The organism is Pedobacter sp. KBS0701 (genome assembly GCF_005938645.2).
Lineage (GTDB): Bacteria > Bacteroidota > Bacteroidia > Sphingobacteriales > Sphingobacteriaceae > Pedobacter.
Genome location: NZ_CP042171.1, coordinates 2,797,695 through 2,818,833, shown reverse-complemented (window position 1 = coordinate 2,818,833; position 21,139 = coordinate 2,797,695). Strand labels below are relative to the sequence as shown.

The window sequence follows — 21,139 nt, the reverse complement described above, 5'->3', positions numbered from 1 at the left end:
TCACGGGCTTATCAAAACAGATTTGTTATCATCTCAAATAAGTAATTTTGCTATTCATGAACATTGGAGCGCTCGAGGAGCATTATAAACTGGAACTTGCACCCTTATACGAAAGTGATGAGGCGAAAACATTATTTAGCCTGGCTGCTGAGCAGGTTTTAGCTTTGTCTCCCAGTAAGTTAATGATGCAGAAAGATGCAGCTGTCAGTTTTATCAACATGCAAAAACTATTTAGCATCCTTAACGACCTGCAGATCGGAAAACCAATTCAGCATATTTTAGAGGAAGCCCATTTTTATGGTTTAGTTTTTAAAGTAAACGAAAATGTACTGATACCTAGACCTGAAACAGAGGAATTGGTAGAATGGATCATTTCAGTTTGCAGAACACTATCCTCAGTTAACAGTTTTGAATCACCGAAAAAGCTAAGTATACTTGATATTGGAACTGGATCTGGTTGTATCCCGATTACGCTTAAAAAGCACTTACCAAACACCCAGGTAGCTACATTGGATGTATCTGCTGATGCTATAGCAGTTGCAAAACAGAATGCCCGGCAAATTGGTGTTGAGATCAATTTTATTACAGCGGATATTTTAACATTTCAATCTGAAGAAAAATTTGATATCATTGTAAGTAACCCGCCTTATATCAGGAATTTAGAAAAAAATGAGATGCATAATAATGTGCTTTTGCACGAGCCTCATTTAGCTTTATTTGTAAGCGACGAAAACCCATTGATTTTTTATAAAGCCATCGCTGATTTTGCAAAAACAAATTTAAAGCCTAATGGAAAACTTTTCTTTGAAATTAATGAATTTTTAGGTAAAGAAACAGTTGATATGCTGTCTAATAGAGAGTTTAATAACATTGAGTTAAAGAAGGATATGCAGGGAAAGGATAGAATGGTTAGGGCAGGGCTTTGATGGAAGAGGTGTAACGGAAAATGGATGATTGAGGGTAAATAATCAATGACCAATTTTCAATGATCAAACTAGCAGAGTTCAATGAAAGGGCGTCATCTCGACCGGGGACATTGCGGAGTGGAGAGATCTGCTTCGATAGATCTCTCGAATACGTTGCACTATGCTCGAGATAATGATAACTTATCCTCGTGTCTTAGTACCTTTGCAGTAAAAAATAATGCCACGAATGCACGGAAAACATGGAGATTTGAATGGTTATTAGCATGATCGATTATTAAAGACTAGATATTTACCGATACGTTAAGAGCACAACTGGTAATCGAGTGGTACAACTTTATTTCTGATTCTACTTATGGTTTCTACACGTACACCCAGGTAACTGGCCAGGTAACGCTGCGGTATCCTTTTGATATCCAACCCGCTTTCCTGTATTTTACGGTACCTGCCAATTGCTTTGGGTATTCGGGCAAGGATAGCTCTTTCTGATGCAGCATAATAATGAAGTGCAAATAGCTTTCTGCCAATTAGGTTAGCCTCCGGATATTTGGTATACATCAAATCGATTAAGGTATATGGAATGCAGATGAGTTTGCAATCTTCCAGGGCCTGAAGATATTCTATAGAAGGACTGGGGTGCTGATTGGGTTGGCGTATAGCGCCTATTAATTCATTCTCGAAGCTAAACCACGTACTGATATCTTGTTTACCATCGCGTATAAAACCACGTACCAGCCCATTGACCAAAAAATACAGAGAAGCATTACTATCTATTGGAGAGAGAATGTGTTTGTTTTTTTTTATACGGGTAAGTTTGCAAGACCTTTCAAACTCGGCTTTAATAGCATTAGATAAAGGATAGAATTGCTCAAGATAATCGAAAAGAGGGCGTAAAAATGATGTTTTATATGGCATAGTTAAAGGGGCTTGTCTGGTTTAAAAAAAGATTTTAGTGTACTTATTTTTGGAACGCAATATGCATATTGTGATCTGGAGCCAAAGGTATCTGGTATTTTACTGTGTACTTAAAAATATTACTGTTGTAACCTCTAACGATACGATCGTTAGACTAAAAAGGTGGCTTTTTACGGGTTAATAGCTTAGTTCCTGTGCAAAATAAGCAGTTGGCATTAAGCCTGTTTCTTTTTTAAATGCATTATAAAAAGTAGCTACGCTTTTAAAGCCAGCTTCAGAAGCAATAGCTTCGATGGTGATTTTATCTGATTTTAAGGGGTACTGTTTTAAGAAATGACCAACCCGGTAACTGTTAATCCAATCTCTGAAATTTTTTCCAATATGTTTGTTAATTACGAACGAGCAGTGGTGGATTGGAATGTTGAGTTTTGCTGCCAGATCAATAATCTGAAAATCGTGAAGCAGATAAAGTTGTTCCCGCTCCATCATTTCTGTCATGGCAAGGGCATAGTCAGACAGTTGTGCGTCCAAAAGATTATTTTTTTTGATGGGTACAACTGTAGGTTTTGCATCTTCTACAGGTAAAGAAACGAATATTGTATCATTTTCTGTTTTCAATACTGCAGGTTTTTTAGTCCAGTCTACCGCCACCAGCAGATAGCCATAAAAAATATAAGGCCTGTGGAGCGCGTATAATAAAATGAATAACAGGGCTAAACAATTGGCTACAACAAACGACGTGTTAACATACGGGATATGTAAGTTTCTTAAAACAATAGGTACCAGACCAAACAACTGGAAGAAGGTAGCAATCCGAAGAAAAAAGATGATCCATTTTCGGCCTTCACCTTCGATTACTTGCCGGGGGGTGTTTTTTAGACGGAGTACAGCAATCCAGGTAAGGCATAAATAACCCGATACCAGAATTGGCCTGAATAAATAGTGGAAATATGGAGGAAATAATCCAGTTTTTGCGCTGAGAGACAAGTAACCATTTTCAGCCAACTGCTTTCCGATCATATCCCAATCAAGTTTTATAGAGAGCGGCCAGGGAATAATGTGAATAATAGCAAGTAGAACAGGTAGAAAATGCAGCCATTCTATTTTTTGTAATTTTTTACGATCCTGAAGAAACCCTGTTATGTAGAGATAAAAGCAGGCCGGGGCAGCATAATAAAACGGCGTAAAAGTTTGATGAAAAAAGGCCAAGATATTGGGCTGGCCTGATTTAAAAAATAACGAAGTTAATACTTGCCCAAATCGGGCAAAAAATATAACGGAAAGGAAAATGTTTAACAGTTTATTCCCCTTTTTTGAAAAAAAAAGATGCATGGAGAATAAAAGCAAGAATAAACAACTGGTACTAATGAAGAGGTTTAAAGATTGCATATTTCCAGCCAAGATAAAACATAATTGCTAAATTAATTTTCCTAATCGTAAAATTTTTTATGATTAAATGTGCCATCTGCAAAATGCTAAAAATGAGGCAGATTTTGTTAAAAGCAGGGTGGCATAGATGCCTTTGCCCAAATATTTCACTGATATTTTATGCTGTTTGCAATAATGATTTGGCATAAACGTTTGTTTAATTTATAAAAAGCAATAGTTTTGCGGCCCGTTTATTGTTAGCGGAAAGGAATATTGTTTAATTAATGGATGTTTACCATCCCTATAAAAGAAAAATTATGGACAAATTTAAAAAAGTGCAAGATCTAATCTCTTCTGTAGAAGCAGACGTAACGAAATTTTATGATGGTGGTAATGCTGCAGCAGGTACACGTGTACGTAAAGCAATGCAAGACCTAAAAGTTTTAGCCCAAGAAATTAGAGCTGAAGTAACTGATAAAAAAAATAGCGCTAAATAATTTATTTTCGCTTAAAAAGAAAGCCCGTCTAAGTTAGATGGGCTTTCTTTTTAGCTGTTGCTTTTGGCTTTACACTTTGTGCCAATTATATGCTTATTTATTGCGTTTACTGGTAATAAGTTTGTCGGTGAAAAAGTCACGGAAATCATTGTAGTAAAGATCGCCCACTGTAAAGCTGGTATGATTAGAAAGCGTTATCCTCGTGCCTTCAACATGTAAAATATGATTGATGGAAATAATATAACCCCTATGTAGTTGAATAAAGCCTTTTTCTATATTCAGCTGTTCTTTAACATCCTTCAGACTTAAATACGCAATAATTACTTTCTCTTTTGTATGGATTTTGATGTAGTTATGGAAACTTTCAAAAGCTATTATATCTGCATATCGTACCAGAATAGCTTTGTGTTCTTCAGATTTATTTTTGACAAAAAAATAAGATTCATGCGCAATATCTTCTGTTTCATCTTCAAACATCCGGTTTACCGTTAAGGCAAATTTAGCATAACCATAAGGTTTAAGTAGATAAGCATCTGCTTCTGCCTCGAATGCTTCAAAAGCATATTCCTCATGGGAGGTAGTAAATATCAGTTTTCTGGTTTTAGAGCGGATTGCTTTAGAAAGTTCAATGCCCGAAATATGTGGCATTTGAATGTCCATAAATATTACATCTACCTGGTCAATCTTTTTCAGTTCATTCAGAGCTGCCATCGGATCGGTGTAACTAGCCAGGAGTTCCATATTCGGGGCATCCGCTATATATTTTTCAAGACCCGAAATTGAGTTTTGTTGGTCATCAATGGCTATACACTTAATCATTTGTCAATCTTCATTGTATATATAACGAAATTACACCTTTTTATAACGAAAATAGAACGTTTTATCCAGTTTCGCCTTAAAATTTCTTTGCAGTTGCTAATTTAAGGTAAAAAAAGGTTTTTATGATATATACAGGGGTAATTAAATGGTATAATCCGGTAAGAGGTTTCGGATTTATTGCGCTTGACGGTAGAAAAGAGATGATTTATGCAGATAATAATAAATTAGTTGGGATTTATCGTCCTGCTTTAGTAGTAGGAACTAAGGTTCGCTTCAATTTGGAACATGGACAGATAGGATGCCAGGCTACTAATATTATAGTGTTGGATATAAAATCTGACTAACGTTTGCACCTATCTGTAATGAAAACAGACCGATCTATGTAACCTGTATCATAAAAGTTAAATCAAATACGATCTTCGCTATCAATTAAAACCAAATTTCGTCCTTGTAGCATTTTTAGCTGAATTGCACATCAACTAATATTTACATCTACCTATCAAACATGTAATTTAACTCTCTTCCTATCTAATTAGACACGTTCTTTTAGATAGGATTTCTTTTTTTTTAGATTACGTTTTGCTTAAATTCTTTATTAACTGTATGCAATACAGAAATATTAAAGCACAATGCTTAGGTATTAAGAGCCTGTTTAAAATTAAATAAAATTTATTTCGTATGTCATTCTGAGGAATAATTTATTATATAAAAATCAATATGATTGACAGATAAAATTTAATTAGGTAATACCCCTCGAGAAATCTTCATTCCCAACTTGATTGGGAACCACGGAGTGCTCATGAATGCCTTTGAAACAGGGAATACTTATGAATAATCTTAAAACGCTTGTACTAAGATTCCCGCATGCGCGAGAATAACGCCCCGAACTAGTGGATTCTGTCAATGGTAGCGTAGTCGAAGACCATTTCAACACATTAACAAAGCCATCGACTACGCTCTTGTGACGGCAAAAGGCCATTTATATATTTGTTATAAAAATTTAAGCAGGCTCCGGGTTAGAATGATTTTTTTACAAAATAGTCAGCATTTTCTTTGATCGTATAAATGATATTGGCCAGGTATCAGTGCTACTGGCTGCGGCTATTACATAATATTCTTTCGCCTTATTCTGATTACCCTGAATAAGCTTAGCATAAGCACTCAACTCATAGATAAAATTCTTTAATTTGGTATCTATTCCTTTTTCAGCACCTAAATAATCGAATATTTCTGCAGCTGCATTTATACGTTCATCATTAAAATTTTCTATTTTAAAACCACCGGGCATTGCAAACCAATATTCCCATATCCCGCCATTAGCATGTTGGTTGTAACTATCCTTAATCAATTGAATGCCGACCTCCAGTAGTACACTATTGATGGTAGTGTCTCTTTTAACGGCACTTCTGCTTAAATCGAAGTAATGGTTAAGGGTGGGTTGTAACTCGTTTTTCTTAATTTCATCCAAAATCATTTCCTTACGGTACATGGCCCGATCACTAATCGAAAACTGTTCGTATGCAAAACTTGTAGGAAAATGATCGCTTATTTTTTCCAATCGGTAACCTTTTGCCAATTCTTTCTTTAAATCAATTACATAAGGATGTTCAAAATCGTGAAAGTGATATATCGCAATGATTCCGCGTTTAAGATCATAGATATTGCTATAAATGGTAGATAGTTTCCCTTCCTGGCGGGTACGGTTTAAAATATCCCGAAAAAAGGGAACGTTTATAGTTTTTGCCGCTTTTAGCATCTCTTCCGAAATATCATATCTCCGGCAAGAATAGGTTTTGATTTTTACCTTGCTGATATCAAAATTTGTATTGATCTGATAATACCCTGATTTGGGTAATTTAGTACCCGCATTAATGATGATTGAATTTCCAAGTGCATCTGCAATTAATACCTGCGAACTGATGGCGTAATCGTATTTTTCCAGATAAGCCAAAGCTTCTTTTACGGTTTTACATTTGCCGAGAATTTCAAAAAAAAGATCCCCTTTATATATGTTTTTAGGATGGTATTTTGCAGGATCGATATTTTGTGCAGTAAAATCGTAAAACAGGCCATATTCATTCATGGCCGCCTGTGCTTGCAGATCAGGAAGTCCAAAACAAACCGAACCATATCTTTCTGCAGTTTTAGGGTTAAACCACATCCTTGCAAAGCCCATGTAGTCATCTTCATTGGCTGCAGCGAATACTTCGCCTTTTAATGCACAGGAAATTACCGTACAGGCCTGGCTGGGTTTAAATAGTATGGAGATCGCGATAACCGCAAGCGTTATTATTTTCTTCATTTTTACATTTTCTTTAATGGTGCCAAGTTTGTGCCAATAAGGAAAATATTGCTCTAAACCCATCTCAGGCTCTTTTTTAGAAAATCTAAACAAAACATGTCCGTAATTGAACGGTTTTCGTTCGAAAACGAACAGTGCCAGACAATATCTTTCATTTTATATCTCCCAACATAGAGATGCAGATTAATTACTCTTATTTAGAATTGATATAAATAATATTGTATATTTGTTTATCCATGATTAGACATTAACCCAGACCGGAATGATTGTAAAGGCAAGAATAGAGCATCAGAAAGATTTTCTGTTCATGGAAGAAATTCCAGATAAATATGTTCCAGATCACCGATTATCCGAAAAATCACTAACCATTAAAGATGCTCCGGTAGGCATTAAAAATTATCAGCTCTCTACCAATGGTCTTTTTTTGGTGCATTCTGAAATGAAATTTGATGGACCTGCGAGGATCCTTACCGAGGTAGAAGGAGAGGCTATTACCTGTCAGTTTATTTTTAGCAGTAAAAATGGTTCGGGCGTTGCGGGTAAACAATCGGCTGAATACGGCCGGAGCAGACATAATATCCGCTATATTCCCTCAGCAAAGCAAGCTTACGATGTGAAGCCCGATGTAGAATTTGTATATTTTCTAATCGTACTCTCTAAAGATTACTATTTACGCTTAGTGGATTTGTACTCTCCATTGCATGAGCAATTTGTACAGGAGATGGAAAAAGGGGTATCGACCTCTTTTGCCGAACACGATCTTTTTATGACACCAGAAATGCGCAGGTCAATCGAAGCGATCATCACCTGCAGGCAGGATGGGGAATTGAAACGCCTGTTTACCGATGCCCGGATTACGGAACTGATTATGTACCAACTGGAACAATTTAGTCAGCATATACAAGGCGGTAGAGAGTCGCTACTTGATCGCGATATCCCAAAACTTGAAGAAGCCAGGGAGATTCTGGAACGCGATTATATCGATCCACCAACCCATAAACAGCTTTCTAAAATGATCTTGCTCAATGAATTTAAATTGAGAACAGGCTTTAAAAAATATTTTGGCAGTACTATATACGATTTTGTAACCCGTTTAAGAATGGAAGAGGCCAAAAGATTGATCTTAGAAGAAGGCAAAAATATGTACGAGGTAGGGATAAACGTTGGTTTTAAACATCAGTCCAGTTTCACCAACGCATTCAAAAAATACTACGGCATTTTGCCTAGTGATGTAAGACTCTGATCTTATACAGGATTAGTCTCGATCCTGCACTTTGCGCTTCGGCTATACCTGCTGCTTCCATTAGCTTTAGGTTGGTATATACACAACCGATGCTGATGGGTGTTTTATCTTCCTTAAGCATTAGCCAAAGCGATTCGGGATGAATAAAATCCCTTACCTCCATCAGTTTAAACGCAATCCATAATCTTTTTTCGGAAAAGGCCAGGCGTTTTAATCTACAGTAATCGTTTATCGTTTTTAAAAGTGTTTCTTTAAAAGCGTCGGTACAGGCCGAATTTGGTAACTGGCCAATAGTTTGTGCGCTGTTAAGTAGTTTTTGAATGTTTTCCATAGGTAGCGGAGATTAAATCTTTACAGATTGGAGGTTGATTAATTCATCAGTTTCGATAGTCTTTAACTTATATATGGGTTGTTGTGTCGTTTTCAGATTGGTGTTAAATTTTGCCGCATAAAGCTTAATTTCTTTGGGTACAATAATCGTTTTTAGGCTGCTTTGGTCTGTATAGGCCTGTGCATGGATGCCAAATGCCGTATATATATGCTGAGGGGTAAGTACCTGTACAGGTGTTCCATCCCACCATTTTCTACCGTCTTTTAAAATAATTATGCGACTGGCATATTGCGCTGCGAGATTAACTTCGTGCAATACCACTACAATCATATACCCCTTTTTTGCCATGGCAGCGGCTATAGCAAGAGTTTGGTGCTGAAACTGAAGATCCATATTGTTGGTCGGTTCGTCCAGGAGCAATACCGAGTCTTTATTGTCCCACAATTGGGCCAGTACCCGTGCCAGGTGTACACGTTGCTGTTCACCTCCCGAAAGACTTAACATCGATCGGTCTGCAAGATCAGTTAATCCGCAGATTTCCATCGTTTCGGTAAGGGCTAGCGGATCATTTTTGGCCGATGATAAACTTTTAAAACCATAACGGCCCATCATCACGATTTCTTTCACACTAAAGGCCATGGTAATGGGGTTGTGTTGTTGCAGATAAGCCCTTTTGGTGGCCAGTACTTTTCGGTTATAATGTTTAATATCTGCTCCGTATAACATAATCCGCCCGCTGTCGGGCTTTCGTTCACCAGAAAGCAGTCGCATTAAGGTAGATTTCCCGGCACCGTTCGACCCTAAAAGTGCAACCATTTCGCCTGGCCTGATACTGAATGAGATATCTTTTAAAAGTGGCCTGTTGTTTAATTTATAGCTGATGGATTCTACTCTGAGCATAAATCGATTATTTAATTAACTAATTTCTTTTTGTCTTTAATGAGGATATATAAAAATATGGGCGTACCCATTAAAGCAGTAACCGCACCAATCGGCAATTCGATTGGTTGCACAATCAATCTCGAAACCATATCAGCCAATGTAAGTACCAATGCACCCATTAATGCCGAAACAGGAAGTACAAAACGATGATCTACTCCGCCCAACAAACGAGTAAGATGGGGGATGAGCAGGCCAATAAAACCAATAATTCCCGAAACGGCAACAGAAGCACCAACAGCCATGGTAGCCAATACCACCACCAATATTTTAATGCGGTTGGGGTTTAAGCCTATCAATTCTACCTGATTTTCGCCAATGGCAAATAGATTTAAACCTTTGGCTAAAAATGGGAGCCCAATTACAGGGATAAGTACAAAAGGAAACAAGCAGCTTACATTTTGCCAGGTAGCCCCGCCCAGGCTGCCCATCATCCAGAAGGTAATGCTCCTGAGTTTCTGTTCATCGGCCAGATAAGTAACCAATCCGGTTAAAGCGCCAGCCATTGCATTGATGGCAATACCCGCGAGCAACATGGTCGAAACATTTGCCTGTCCATTGATTTTAGAAAGATTGTACACCAGCATGGCGGTAATGCCTGCACCGGCAAAAGCGCCAAAGGCCAAAAGGTAATAACCCAGCAGCTGACTCAAACTAGAAAATAACAGCGTTTCGAAAGCAATAATTAATACCGCCATTAACGATGCCCCAGCCGATATACCTACCAAACTGGGTTCGGCCAATGGATTCCTGAATATTCCTTGTATGGCTGCACCAGAAATGCCCAAAGCTGCACCAACCAGTACACCCATCAAGGTGCGGGGCAGTCTGATCATCATAATTACCCCTTCATTTATACCGTGACCGGCACTGCCAAAAACAGAAAACCCCATGGCATGGGTTAGGGTATTAATCACTTCTTTTATGGGAATGTGCATGGCACCTGAGGCTAAGGAAAAACAGATGGCAACCAATAAACTTACACTCAGGCAGGTATAAATAACGGTTCTTTTCATTACAAAATACGGTTATTTAGTGCTTTAATGGCTTCTGGCAGTCTATTGCTAAAGTTGATCAGAAGAGGTCCGTTCATTTCTATGATCTTTTTATTTTTTCCGGCATTGGTATAACTTACACCAGGAAGATCTAAAAAGGCTGCTCTTCCGCCTAAACTGCTTAATCCGAAATCGAACATTAAAATCACATCCGGATTGCTTTTAATCAATGCTTCAGTGGTATAAGGTTTAAACTCGCTAAACTCCTGAATGGCATTTTTGCCTCCTGCCAGTTTAATGATCTCATCTATGCTGCTGCCTTTGCCGGCGACATTCATGGTGCCAACGCCACGTGCATAAATAAATAAAACCTTCGGGCTTTTGCTGCTCTTTTTTAGCTGAGTTAAAGTGGTTTTGATGTTACTTTCTGTTTTTTGTGCCAGTTGTTCTCCGCGTGCCTTATCGCCAATGGCATTGGCAATTTGCCTGATAAATTTTGTTGCACCCTGAACAGAAAATTCCTGGCGGATGGTAACCACCCGGATACCCAATGATTTAAACTGGTAAAGGTTTTCTTTAGAAAAATCTCCTTCAGGTACCAAAATAAGATCTGGACGGTAAGCGGTAATACTTTCAACAGAAAAAGAGCGGTTTCTGCTCACTTTGGGCAATCTGTTAATCTCTTCCGGCGATACACTGGTTACATCAGTAGCCAGAATATTCTTACCGTAACCCAATGCATTTACGGTTTCACTAATGGCACTGCTTAAGGTAATGATACGCTTCACCTGTGCAGCAACATATTCCGTAGCACTAAAAAAAGAAACGATAATCAATACAATATAATACTTTTTAATCCTCATGTAGGCGATGGTTATATGGACAAAAAAAGTGTTTAATTAATCTAAATACAAGTAATTGATAAGGCAACATGGATTATCCTAAATACAATTTTTAAAACCTGTTCAGTTTACGTATCTATTTATCTGTCTGTTTTACAGTTATTTGTGATTTTTTAGTGGGTTTCGGTAAATAAAAATTAGTTAAATCTGATGATAAATAATACGCATTGAACAAAAGAAAATACGGATTGCACAAAAGAAAATACGGATTGCACAAACCATTTATGGCCCTTAATATGGATGTTTGCAGTGTTCTTATTTAGAATGATTAAAAATAACATCATAATGAAATATACAAAATCCAGTTGGCCAATAAAGAGAAAAACAGTTTTAGCTGTTGGTTTTTTGTTATTGGTTCTCTCACTTGGTTCGTGCAAAAAAGATGAACCCGATCCAAACGAAGTTTTACAGGATGGTAAGAGTATTGTGATAACCGATCTGGCTGGCGATACTCAGGCCGCCATGGGAAATGGAACGCCGGGCAAAGAAGTACGTGCATTTTATACTTTTCTTTTTCGTTTCAATGATCAGAAACAGATCTGGATCCGTAATGCAGCTGATTCGGCACAATGGCTAAAAACAAAAGACTGGGACCTCGCCTTTACCGGTCCCTACAATAGCGAGGTTTATGTAAATGATAAAGATTATCAATTTAACCCTGGTTATGGCGGAATGGCTAAAAGTGCGGTTATAATGCTTGAGCAAAGTTACGATACGCTTAATCAGGCGCCCTCTGATCAGGCCTTTGATGCGAGCAAAGTAACTAAAATTGGCTGGGCATCGTCGGCAACCTCAAACGGATGGTTTTTCTATAGCCTCAGTTCGCATATTATGCAGGCTATACCCAACCGCACCTACGCCATTAGGTTACCTGATGGTAAATACGCCAAACTACAATTGATTAATGCCTATAAAGGCAATCCGCCCAGTGTTACTGATTTAAACTGGCCTGCGCCTTACTATACTTTTAAATATTATGTACAACAGGATGGAAGCAAAAATTTACAGACCAAATAACTGAAAGATGAACAATATTACTATAATAAATAAAGTGCTGTTTAAATGGGTTTCAACCTTTTTGGTACTGGCGGTACTTTTTATAAGCTGCAAAAAAGACGAAGTGATTTCGCCGGAACCTGAAAAGGAAATACCGACCAAAACAGAAGGTGGCACACCATATTATAAATTACAGCGTATCGAAAACCTTGCTGTAGAAACAGATGATGCCAATCCAACCGTACCACCAACAGCTGTGCTGTTCAGCCTGGAAACAAAAGAAATAGTGCCCTTGCTATATGCCAAAACAAATCGTTGGGATGTTGGCTTTAACGGTCTTTACAATAGTTTTTTAAGTCCTAACAACGGTCAGTCATCAACAAGTTTAGGATCAGGAAGCACAGGTTCAGGCGCTATTGCCATTTTGGAAAAACCATTTGACCAGGTAGTTGATGTGCCTGCAGATGCTACATTAAGCATCAGCAAATTTATTGGAACCGACAATGAAGGCGATTTTGGAGAAGGTATTGGTTGGTACCTTTACGATTTTGGAGGCACCAAAAGGGGAGATGGTAGTTATGATAAACAGCATGTGGCCTATGCCATGCCCGAAAAACGCACCGTTATTGTCCGTACGGCCAAAGGCGATTATGCAAAGATTAAAATGATCAGCTGTTATAAAGATGCTTTTACTGCCGACAAATGGTTCAGAACCACCCCACACATGTATTTCACCTTTGAATTCGTCATTGTGCCAAAAGGAAGTACAAAATTCGAGATTAAATAAACCCACGCATAAATCAACATCCATATTAAAATGAAGAATAAATTAACGCAACTGCTTTGTATTATATTAACAGTTGCTACGCTTGCCGCTTGCAAGAAAACAATTAGTCTGGATCCACTTCCGGCAAATAAAATCACCGAGTTTAAGGTTGCTGTATCGGATGGAAACATTTTCGGTGCCATTGATGAGACTGATAAAACCATTACACTTTACTTACCTTATTATTATGAACTGGATGTAATCGAACCTGCAATCAAACTTTCGGCAGGAGCTAAACTGAGCGAAACGCTTGCACCGGTTGAGGTATTAAATAGCCAAAAGACTTATACTGTTGTAGGTGCTGATCAAAGCACTTCAACTTACAAACTGATTATCAAACTAAATCAGATCTCGCCTTTGGTATTAATCGAACTATCAACAGCCACTACAACATCTACAATGGCAGTTGGTACGTATGATGTGCGCGTTCAAGGTAATTTTAATGTTTCTGACCTTAAAAAGATCAAAGCATTTTTAGTTGATAAAAACGATAAGGAATATGAGTTAACACCCAGCCTTTCGCTTGGAACGCCAGGTATATCGGTAGCCATGATAGGTGGTGTTAAGACCTATACTTATGGTTACCTGCAGGTTTCACAAACTTTAGATACCGGAACCTACAAAGTAAGGGTAAAAGTACAGGCCTTAACTTCTGAAATGAAGTATCCGGTAAAGGTAGTTTATGGCAGGCCGGGCATAAACTATGGTCCGGTAACTGTTAAACAGGGTGAAACCTTCAAAATCAATTCTTCGCAAATTATATTCCACGATTTTAAGGAATTCTATATTACGGTAAACGGACAAAAAACACCCTTGCCTATTGTTTCCTATAATCGTACCGAGGCTGTAATCCGGGTGCCTGATACCGTTCCACCAGGGCTATATACACCAACAGCATCTTTTGGTACCTGGCCTTTATCAACCCTAAACTGGTCTGTTACCGTCACTGCAAAATAACAGCCTGTTTACCATTCAATCATGAAAAACGATTCGGGAGATTATTCCCATTTATATAGTAAAAATCATAAATCTAAAAAAAAATGAAAATGAAATTTTTAAAACTTACGTTCGCAATTGCAACTTTAGCCATATTAGGAACCGCTTGTAAAAAAGAAGCCGTTCAACCAGATAACAAACTTGCTTTACAAAATACAACTGCGTTAATTGCCGTTGGTGCTACGGAAGCGGGTGTAGTAACCAATTCATCAACTTCGCCTACTTCCTGGACTGCGGTTGGTTACGACTTATTAAATAATGTTGTTGCAAGCTCCGGAAACCAGGTTAATTTTGACAGTAACTTTAACGGAAACATTACCATCGCAGGAACAAATAGCCTTGGTTATTACGATTCTGCTTCAGTAACTAATGTTACTGGTATTACTTTAACCGATGTTTCTTCGGTTACATTGGGTGCAATTAGCACTTTGGGTAGCAATAGTGCAACTGTAGTTGGATGGTATAATTACGACCGCGTTAACCGTACCATTACTCCTGTGGCTCTAAGATATGCTGTTGTAGGTAACGGCTCAACAATTGCTGGTTCAACCAGACTTTATGTAGTTCAGCTTGATGGCGTAACTACATCTGGTACTTACAATACTACTGTAAACTTCCATATTAAGAGATTAAAATAAGGATTAATTCACCAGGGGATTTCCTGAATTGAAATTGATTTGAAAAAGGGGCGAAAACACGACTAGCCGCCCCTAAAAATCATAAATAAAACCCAAATAAGGGAATAATCCCGAATCGTTTTAAGAATATTAGCCTTGGGTAAAGACCATATTTGCGGGCTCTAAAAATGCAAATCTAACAATAATTGATTATGAATACAACATATAAACGCTTCTCTGCCAGTTCATACTGCCTTTTGCTTTTTTGCTTGTTAAGCCTGTTTAGTGCCTGCAAAAAAGAATATGAAGATTTTCCTTATGCGGACATTGTAAGTTTTACCGTAAAAGATGCCAATGGTGAACCAATAAAGGCTGTAATTGGTGAAAAGAACCTCACTATATATTGGCCATCAAATCAGGCAGTACCCGATAATATTGTGCCCACTATTGTCGTATCAGAACGGGCAAGTGTTAACCCATCATCTGGAGAAACAGTAGCTTTTAAAGAAACAACCAAGTTTGTGGTAACCGCGCAGAATGGTACGACTAAAGAATATGTAATTAAAAAGATTGTAAATCAGCCACTGCTTAAGGTTGATGTAACTGGTGGGATTTCAGTATACAATGCCAAAAATTTTGCAATAAAAGGTAGGAATATTATTATCAGCGGTGATAATGTTATTGCTGATAAAAATCAGACCAAAGTTTACCTGATCAATACAGCTAATAACAATGAAAAAGAGTTAACAATTGGAACACTGACTCCAATTGCTGTAAGTGTGATATTAGATACAACAACACCAGATGGTATTTATAAACTGAAGGTTGTTTCTGGGCAAAGAACTGTAGTTATAGAGCGGACCTTTGGCATAACTGCCGGCTCTCCTTTTATAAGTGCTCTTGAAATGACTGCCATAAAAACCACTTTAAAACCTGGAGAAGAATTTACACTAAATGGGGTAAACAGGATTGAATTGATCAATAAGTTTTCAATCCGAAATGTAGCAAACAAACAGTTTTATGATTTTACGGTCAAAGAAACTAAAACTGGTCAATTAACATTAAAGGTGCCTGAAGGCTTGCCTATTGGTCAATACGATCTGTTTATCTATAATTATCCTGCAGGAGAATATTATGCAGCGGGTACAGGATCAGATTATTTTGACGACATGATTACCATTACAAACTAATAAATAGTGCAACATTGTATTAAGCTATATATTACGCTCTTTACGCTGATTCTAATGGGAACCTATGCCTGTAAAAAGGCACAGCTTCCCGTTGATGATGCGGATGAAATTGTTTCACCAACCATGGGTACACGTAAACAGTTTACGCTCGATTCAATTTTTTTGTACGCCAAACAAGTATACCTATGGAACGATGTATTGCCAGGCTATGCAGAGTTTAACCCAAGACAAAAATATGCCGGGATGAATTCCGATATCACAGCATTTAAAAAAGAATTGTTTGATATTTCGCAGCTTAAAATAAATACAGCCACTAACAGCCCTTACGAATTGCCGGTTTATTTCGAGAATCCAAAATATTCGAACCTGCAGGTGGGTAGAAGTTTACCAGGTACAAGTGCTGGGGTCGTAAACCCAGGCACAGCTGTATTAGCGGGTAAGCTCATTTCAACTGGTAGTGAGCAGGTTGCATATATCGCTTTAGGTTCATTCCCTAAGTTAAGCACAACCAAAACAGCCCTAGATGAAGTATTTGCAGATCTGGCAAGTGCGAATCCAAAATCCATTGTAATCGATCTAAGAAGAAATGGAGGTGGTTATTTAGAAACTGCAGAATATATAGCCAATTTAATTGTTCCTGGTAGTTTGAACGGAAAGGTGATGTACAGTGAAGTATTTAATTCTGCCATGCAGAATGGTACTGTACCGATATTAAAACACCAGCCGTATTTAGATGCTAATGGGAAAACTACCATTTATAATGGCCGTAATGCGACCATGGCTGATGTAGATTATTCTGTTGCCGGCAATACCTATAAATTTAGTAAAAAGGGGAATTTGCAAAGTATCCAGTCGGTTTATGTAATTGTATCAGCACAAACAGCATCGGCCAGCGAAATGCTGATCAGTTGCCTGAAACCTTATTTTGATGTGAAACTGGTCGGAGAGAAAACCTATGGCAAACCAGTGGGTTTCTTCGGAATTAATATCGATCAGTACAGTATTTATCTGAGCAGTTTCCTTATTAAAAATGCCAATGGCTGGTCGGATTATTTTAGCGGCATGCAGCCGGATGTTGTTGTAAAAGGAGTAGATAATCCGCTTTTGGGCGATCCGGATGAACTGTGCTTAAATGCTGCGCTTTCGCTGGTTAACGGAACCAGAATACTAACTGCAAACAAGCTGGCCACAACAGGTAAAACTGCCAATAGTAAAGCTGACCTTTTACAGGTAAATAATGTAGAAAGTGTAATGCTCGAAAACAGGTTACGATTAAGAAAATAAACAGGAAGGAATAAAACCTGGTACTACAACAATAAAAATAAAACATGTTTAAACTATCCGCCATCATATTTTTCCTTGTGTTTTTTCATTTAACGGCTGCTGCACAAGATTATGGAAGTTTAAAAGGCAAGGTTACTGATGAGTTTGATAAACCTTTACGTGGTGCAACTGTGCGTTTGGAGCCCGACGGGCATAGCACCGAAACCGACGCCAAAGGAAATTTTAGCTTCAACAAGATATTTACTGGTAATTACAACATTACCGTAAGCATGGTCGGCAAAATCAATCATCAAGCCAATATTAAAATCGGTTCTGCGGCTACAAATAACCTAATAATTAAACTATCAGATGATGAACGAGAACTTAACGACATTGCCGTATCTGAAAACCGTGCTGCTCCGGATAACTTATTAAAATTAGAGCGCAGTGCCATGCCTGTTACCGTAATCAGTCGCTGCACCATCGAACTGATGGGAAGCAGGAGATTGGATGAGATATTAAAAGAACAAACCGGAATTGCTATTGTGAATAATATTGGCGGTGGTGCGCGATCTGTGGGTGTACAGATACAGGGTTTTAGCAGTGAATACATAATGATATTGATTGATGGACAGCCAATGGTTGGCCGCAACAGCGGAAATTTTGATTTATCCAGGATCAGTGTTTCCAATATCGAACGGATCGAAATTATTAAAGGTGCATCCTCTTGTCTCTTTGGAAGCGAAGCGCTAGGCGGGGCGATTAATATCGTAACCCGCTACGGCGCTTTACAGCCGCAGGCATCGGTTGCCGCAAATTATGGAAGCTTGAATATTGCCGATATAACCCTTGAAGGAGAAACGCCATTTGCCTCGCAAAGAGGATCGGCAAATATTTCTGCAAACTATTACCGCACTGATGGTTTTAATACCAATCCTAAATACATCCAACAAGGTACCACTGCACCACCTTACGATAATTATGCTTTACAGGGGAGACTGCGTTATCGCTTAACACCTAAAAGTACTGTTGGTTTTAGTGGCAGGTACGGACTACGGAAATCTTTTATGTCTAAAGATTTTGGTTTGGGTATTATTTCAGGCGATAGCCAGGACGAACAGGATTTAAACCTATCAGCTACTCTCGAACATAATTTCAGTTCGGGACTACGAAGCATGAGCCGTTATTACTATACCAATTTCCAGTCAGATCAAAGTGTAGACTGGCAACAGACCAATAGCTCCATTACAAAAGATATTTTCGCACAGAACTTACACCGTTTCGAACAGCAGTTTGCCTATGGTGTAAACGATGAACTTAAATTTACAGGCGGTTTGGGCGGTAGTATCGAAAGTATGAATGATGTTTCGCTAACCAATCCAGCTTCAGTAAGTTCAGGTTTTGCTTTTCTTCAGGGCGATTGGCAGCTCACTAAACAATTGGGTATTGTTGCAGGGCTACGTTACGATTTAACCAATACCTACGGGAGTAAACTTAACCCCAGCTTAGGTTTGCAGTATAAAATCATCCCAACTTTAACCTTTAAGGCCGGTGCTGGCACTGGATTTAAAGCACCTGACTTTAAATCGAGGTACCTTGTTTTTTATAATCCGGCAGCAAATTACCTGGTTATTGGAAATGAAGTGTTAAGTCAAACATTAAACCAGTTGCAGGCGCAGGGACAGATCAGCGAGATCAGGGCTTTTCTGTTAAACCAGCTCGATCAAAATTTACAGGCAGAAAGAAGTACTTCGTTAAATTTAAGTTTCGAGTGGAAACCCAAAGAAAACATGAAAGTTGAAGCCGGTGTTTTTCATCACAGTTTACGTAACCAGATCAATAGCATCCAGATAGCCACAGGCAGTGGGAACAGGAATATTTATACTTATCAGAACCTACCCGAAGCCGTAAATAAAGGGGGCGATATTTCTTTTGCCATTAGCCCGATCAAAAACTTAGAACTGAGCGCAGGTTATCAATACCTCATTGCGAAGGATTTAAGCGTAATTGATAGCATTAAAACCGGGCATTATCCTTATAACCAGAATATCCACGATGCTGCAACCGGAAACTCCTATGCGCCAAAACCTTCTGATTATTGGGGGATTGAAAACAGATCGCGTCACATGGCCAATTTTAAAGCTTTTTATAATTACCGCCCCTGGGATGCCAGCCTAAACATACGCATAAATTACAGGGGTAAATATCCCTTTGGCGACCGCAATGGAAACCAGTTTATCGATCGGTACGACACCTTTGTTGATGGCTTTTTTATGTTTAATGCCGCTTTTGAAAAGAAATTAATGAAACAGCATTTGAGTATCAGACTTACGGCAGATAATATTTTGAACTATACCGACCGTTTAATGCCCGGACAGCCAGGGCGCGTGCTGCTGGCTGGTTTAACCTACCGTTTATATAAAGATTAAATTTCAAACACTATAAATTACAAAACATGTTAAGTACAAATATTAAAGAGGCTACAAAAGCCGAACACCAGAATTTAGAGAAACAGGTTGTTTTAAAGCTAAAAGCAATCAGAAGCAATGAGGACTATGCAGATTTGTTGAAACATTTTTTTGCGTATTTCAGTCATATCGAAGAAATAATTAAACCTTTTATCACGGCATCGGTTCTACCGGATTATGCACAGCGTAGAAATTCGGGCTATATTAAAGCGGATATTTTAGAACTCGGTGCAGATATCACTGATCTTCCATTTACAACCGTACCAAAAATTGAAAATGTTGTACAGGCATTGGGTGCATTATATGTATTGGAAGGTTCTATTATGGGTGGAAGTATTATTGTTAAAATGCTTGAAAAAGGTGGGGTAAGCAAAGGTATTTCTTTCTTCTCGGGTTATGGAGAAGCCACAGGCATGATGTGGGGCAATTTTGTAGCTGTTTTAAATGCACAGGCAAAAACTGACCAAGAAGAACAAGAGGCTATTGTTGCAGCAAACGAAACCTTTAAACATTTTGCTTATGTTTTTGAAAAAGAAAATGTAGATACGGTTTAGCATAACTTGATCAGGTTAAGTCCCTTTAGGCACAAGCATAAATAATTTAACCACAGATCAAAAGGATACACACAGATATCTATCCGTGTTGATCTGGTGCATCTGTGGTTAAAAACTTTTAGTCCATAGATCTATATCCCACATACCTGGCCCCAACATTCACCCTATTGGTTTTTGAGTTGAAAAATAAGCCTGGATTCTACCTGCTATTTTTTACAGTGGGCATCAGTCTTATCTGTTTGATGACTGTTTTTGTTTACGAAACCTTTCAAATTGTTAAATTCCTTTTTTCGTAGTTAAAAACCACTATTTCCATGTAAAAAGTTACAACTTTCAAGACATAAGTAAGATATCCCCTGGTACAAGCCAATGAAACCGATTGTATTTGTATTATCTTTGTTTATCTCTATGCGTGTTTACGATTCATATTCTGATAGCGAATTGGCATACTTGTTAACTCAAGGTGATGAGATGGCCTTTACCGAAATTTACAACCGTTTTTATGGACTACTTTTCATCCATGCCAGCAAACGCTTAAATGATGATGAAGAAGCGAAAGACGTTTTACACCAGTTGTTTGAATCGCTTTGGGTTAAACGTTTACAGGTAGCACCTGATGGTAACTTATCAGCATATTTATATACTGCTGTACGTAATCGTGTGCTGGATGTATTTGCACATCAAAAAGTAGAAAGTAAATATGTCGATTCTTTACAGGATTATATAGATCAAGATCATGTGTTGACTGATTATATGGTGCGGGAAAAACAAATGGCGCAATTAATTGAACAAGAAATTGATGCTTTGCCAACTAAAATGCGTGAAATTTTTATTTTAAGTCGAAAAAAAAATAAATCCCACAAAGAAATTGCATTAGAATTAGGTCTTTCAGAGTTAACGGTCAAAACCCAGGTTAAAAAAGCGCTCCGAATTCTTAAATCAAGGTTGGGTATATTTATTTATGTTGCTTTCCTCTTCAGAACTTATCATTAAAT

21 protein-coding genes are annotated in these 21,139 nt (G+C 38.1%); 13 read left to right on the top strand and 8 right to left on the bottom strand.

Annotation, left to right across the window (positions count from 1 at the left end; all coding sequences use genetic code 11):
- Positions 1-56: 56 nt before the first annotated feature.
- A complete protein-coding gene (prmC, locus tag FFJ24_RS11300) occupies positions 57-926 on the top strand; it encodes a peptide chain release factor N(5)-glutamine methyltransferase (protein ID WP_138821599.1) in 870 nt (289 codons plus the stop codon).
- Positions 927-1,226: 300 nt separating this feature from the next.
- Here prmC and FFJ24_RS11295 read toward each other — a convergent pair whose 3' ends face one another.
- Together FFJ24_RS11295 and FFJ24_RS11290 are read right to left on the bottom strand one after the other, a co-directional pair.
- Positions 1,227-1,838, bottom strand: coding sequence for a Crp/Fnr family transcriptional regulator (locus FFJ24_RS11295; RefSeq protein WP_138821598.1), 612 nt, complete (start codon positions 1,836-1,838; stop codon positions 1,227-1,229).
- 177 nt (positions 1,839-2,015) lie between these two features.
- Complete coding sequence (locus tag FFJ24_RS11290) at positions 2,016-2,858, bottom strand: AraC family transcriptional regulator (protein WP_168202457.1); 843 nt, start codon at positions 2,856-2,858, stop codon at positions 2,016-2,018.
- A gap of 665 nt (positions 2,859-3,523) precedes the next feature.
- On the opposite strand from FFJ24_RS11290, the gene FFJ24_RS11285 reads away from it, so the two are divergent.
- Positions 3,524-3,703, top strand: coding sequence for a histone H1 (locus FFJ24_RS11285; protein WP_057933955.1), 180 nt, complete (start codon positions 3,524-3,526; stop codon positions 3,701-3,703).
- Between the two features lie 93 nt (positions 3,704-3,796).
- On the opposite strand, the gene FFJ24_RS11280 is transcribed toward FFJ24_RS11285, so the two are convergent.
- Positions 3,797-4,522, bottom strand: a complete 726-nt coding sequence (locus FFJ24_RS11280) for a LytTR family DNA-binding domain-containing protein (protein WP_138821596.1) — start codon at positions 4,520-4,522, stop codon at positions 3,797-3,799.
- A gap of 122 nt (positions 4,523-4,644) precedes the next feature.
- On the opposite strand from FFJ24_RS11280, the gene FFJ24_RS11275 reads away from it, so the two are divergent.
- Complete coding sequence (locus tag FFJ24_RS11275) at positions 4,645-4,866, top strand: cold-shock protein (protein ID WP_138821595.1); 222 nt, start codon at positions 4,645-4,647, stop codon at positions 4,864-4,866.
- Positions 4,867-5,552: 686 nt separating this feature from the next.
- Here FFJ24_RS11275 and FFJ24_RS11270 read toward each other — a convergent pair.
- Complete coding sequence (locus tag FFJ24_RS11270) at positions 5,553-6,824, bottom strand: hypothetical protein (RefSeq protein WP_138821594.1); 1,272 nt, start codon at positions 6,822-6,824, stop codon at positions 5,553-5,555.
- A gap of 262 nt (positions 6,825-7,086) precedes the next feature.
- Between FFJ24_RS11270 and FFJ24_RS11265 the strand changes: the two genes are divergently transcribed.
- On the top strand, positions 7,087-8,067 hold the full coding sequence (locus tag FFJ24_RS11265; protein ID WP_138821593.1) for an AraC family transcriptional regulator: 981 nt from the start codon (positions 7,087-7,089) through the stop codon (positions 8,065-8,067).
- On the opposite strand, the gene FFJ24_RS11260 is transcribed toward FFJ24_RS11265, so the two are convergent.
- Genes FFJ24_RS11260 through FFJ24_RS11245 form a run of 4 tightly spaced genes read right to left on the bottom strand, consistent with a single transcriptional unit; the run spans position 8,048 to position 11,195 of the window.
- Positions 8,048-8,398: a transcriptional repressor gene (locus FFJ24_RS11260; RefSeq protein ID WP_138821592.1), complete on the bottom strand. Its 351-nt coding sequence runs from the start codon at positions 8,396-8,398 to the stop codon at positions 8,048-8,050. The genes FFJ24_RS11265 and FFJ24_RS11260 overlap by 20 nt on opposite strands.
- 12 nt (positions 8,399-8,410) lie before the next feature.
- A complete protein-coding gene (locus FFJ24_RS11255) occupies positions 8,411-9,298 on the bottom strand; it encodes a heme ABC transporter ATP-binding protein (RefSeq protein WP_138821591.1) in 888 nt (295 codons plus the stop codon).
- Between the two features lie 11 nt (positions 9,299-9,309).
- Positions 9,310-10,353: an iron ABC transporter permease gene (locus FFJ24_RS11250; RefSeq protein WP_138821590.1), complete on the bottom strand. Its 1,044-nt coding sequence runs from the start codon at positions 10,351-10,353 to the stop codon at positions 9,310-9,312.
- Complete coding sequence (locus FFJ24_RS11245) at positions 10,353-11,195, bottom strand: hemin ABC transporter substrate-binding protein (RefSeq protein ID WP_138821589.1); 843 nt, start codon at positions 11,193-11,195, stop codon at positions 10,353-10,355. Before FFJ24_RS11245 ends, FFJ24_RS11250 begins: the two co-directional genes overlap by 1 nt.
- Before the next feature lie 324 nt (positions 11,196-11,519).
- Between FFJ24_RS11245 and FFJ24_RS11240 the strand changes: the two genes are divergently transcribed.
- The 9 genes from FFJ24_RS11240 (at position 11,520) to FFJ24_RS11200 (ending at position 21,137) form a co-directional block, all read left to right on the top strand.
- Positions 11,520-12,251 carry an HmuY family protein gene (locus FFJ24_RS11240; protein ID WP_210419503.1) on the top strand — a complete coding sequence of 244 codons (732 nt, stop codon included), beginning with the start codon at positions 11,520-11,522 and terminating at the stop codon, positions 12,249-12,251.
- 7 nt (positions 12,252-12,258) lie between these two features.
- A complete protein-coding gene (locus tag FFJ24_RS11235) occupies positions 12,259-13,017 on the top strand; it encodes an HmuY family protein (RefSeq protein WP_138821588.1) in 759 nt (252 codons plus the stop codon).
- Between the two features lie 30 nt (positions 13,018-13,047).
- On the top strand, positions 13,048-14,013 hold the full coding sequence (locus FFJ24_RS11230) for a hypothetical protein (protein WP_138821587.1): 966 nt from the start codon (positions 13,048-13,050) through the stop codon (positions 14,011-14,013).
- Positions 14,014-14,102: 89 nt separating this feature from the next.
- The gene (locus FFJ24_RS11225) at positions 14,103-14,690 is read left to right on the top strand and encodes a hypothetical protein (protein WP_138821586.1); all 588 of its coding nucleotides are present in this window, start codon (positions 14,103-14,105) and stop codon (positions 14,688-14,690) included.
- Positions 14,691-14,881: 191 nt separating this feature from the next.
- Positions 14,882-15,859, top strand: a complete 978-nt coding sequence (locus FFJ24_RS11220; protein WP_138821585.1) for a hypothetical protein — start codon at positions 14,882-14,884, stop codon at positions 15,857-15,859.
- A gap of 6 nt (positions 15,860-15,865) precedes the next feature.
- Complete coding sequence (locus FFJ24_RS11215; RefSeq protein ID WP_138821584.1) at positions 15,866-17,143, top strand: S41 family peptidase; 1,278 nt, start codon at positions 15,866-15,868, stop codon at positions 17,141-17,143.
- A gap of 44 nt (positions 17,144-17,187) precedes the next feature.
- Positions 17,188-19,551 (top strand): TonB-dependent receptor, encoded by a 2,364-nt coding sequence (locus FFJ24_RS11210; protein WP_138821583.1) that lies wholly within the window; start codon positions 17,188-17,190, stop codon positions 19,549-19,551.
- A gap of 26 nt (positions 19,552-19,577) precedes the next feature.
- Complete coding sequence (locus FFJ24_RS11205; RefSeq protein WP_138821582.1) at positions 19,578-20,144, top strand: biliverdin-producing heme oxygenase; 567 nt, start codon at positions 19,578-19,580, stop codon at positions 20,142-20,144.
- Positions 20,145-20,513: 369 nt separating this feature from the next.
- Positions 20,514-21,137 (top strand): RNA polymerase sigma factor, encoded by a 624-nt coding sequence (locus tag FFJ24_RS11200; protein ID WP_246862796.1) that lies wholly within the window; start codon positions 20,514-20,516, stop codon positions 21,135-21,137.
- The last annotated feature ends 2 nt before the right edge of the window (positions 21,138-21,139 follow it).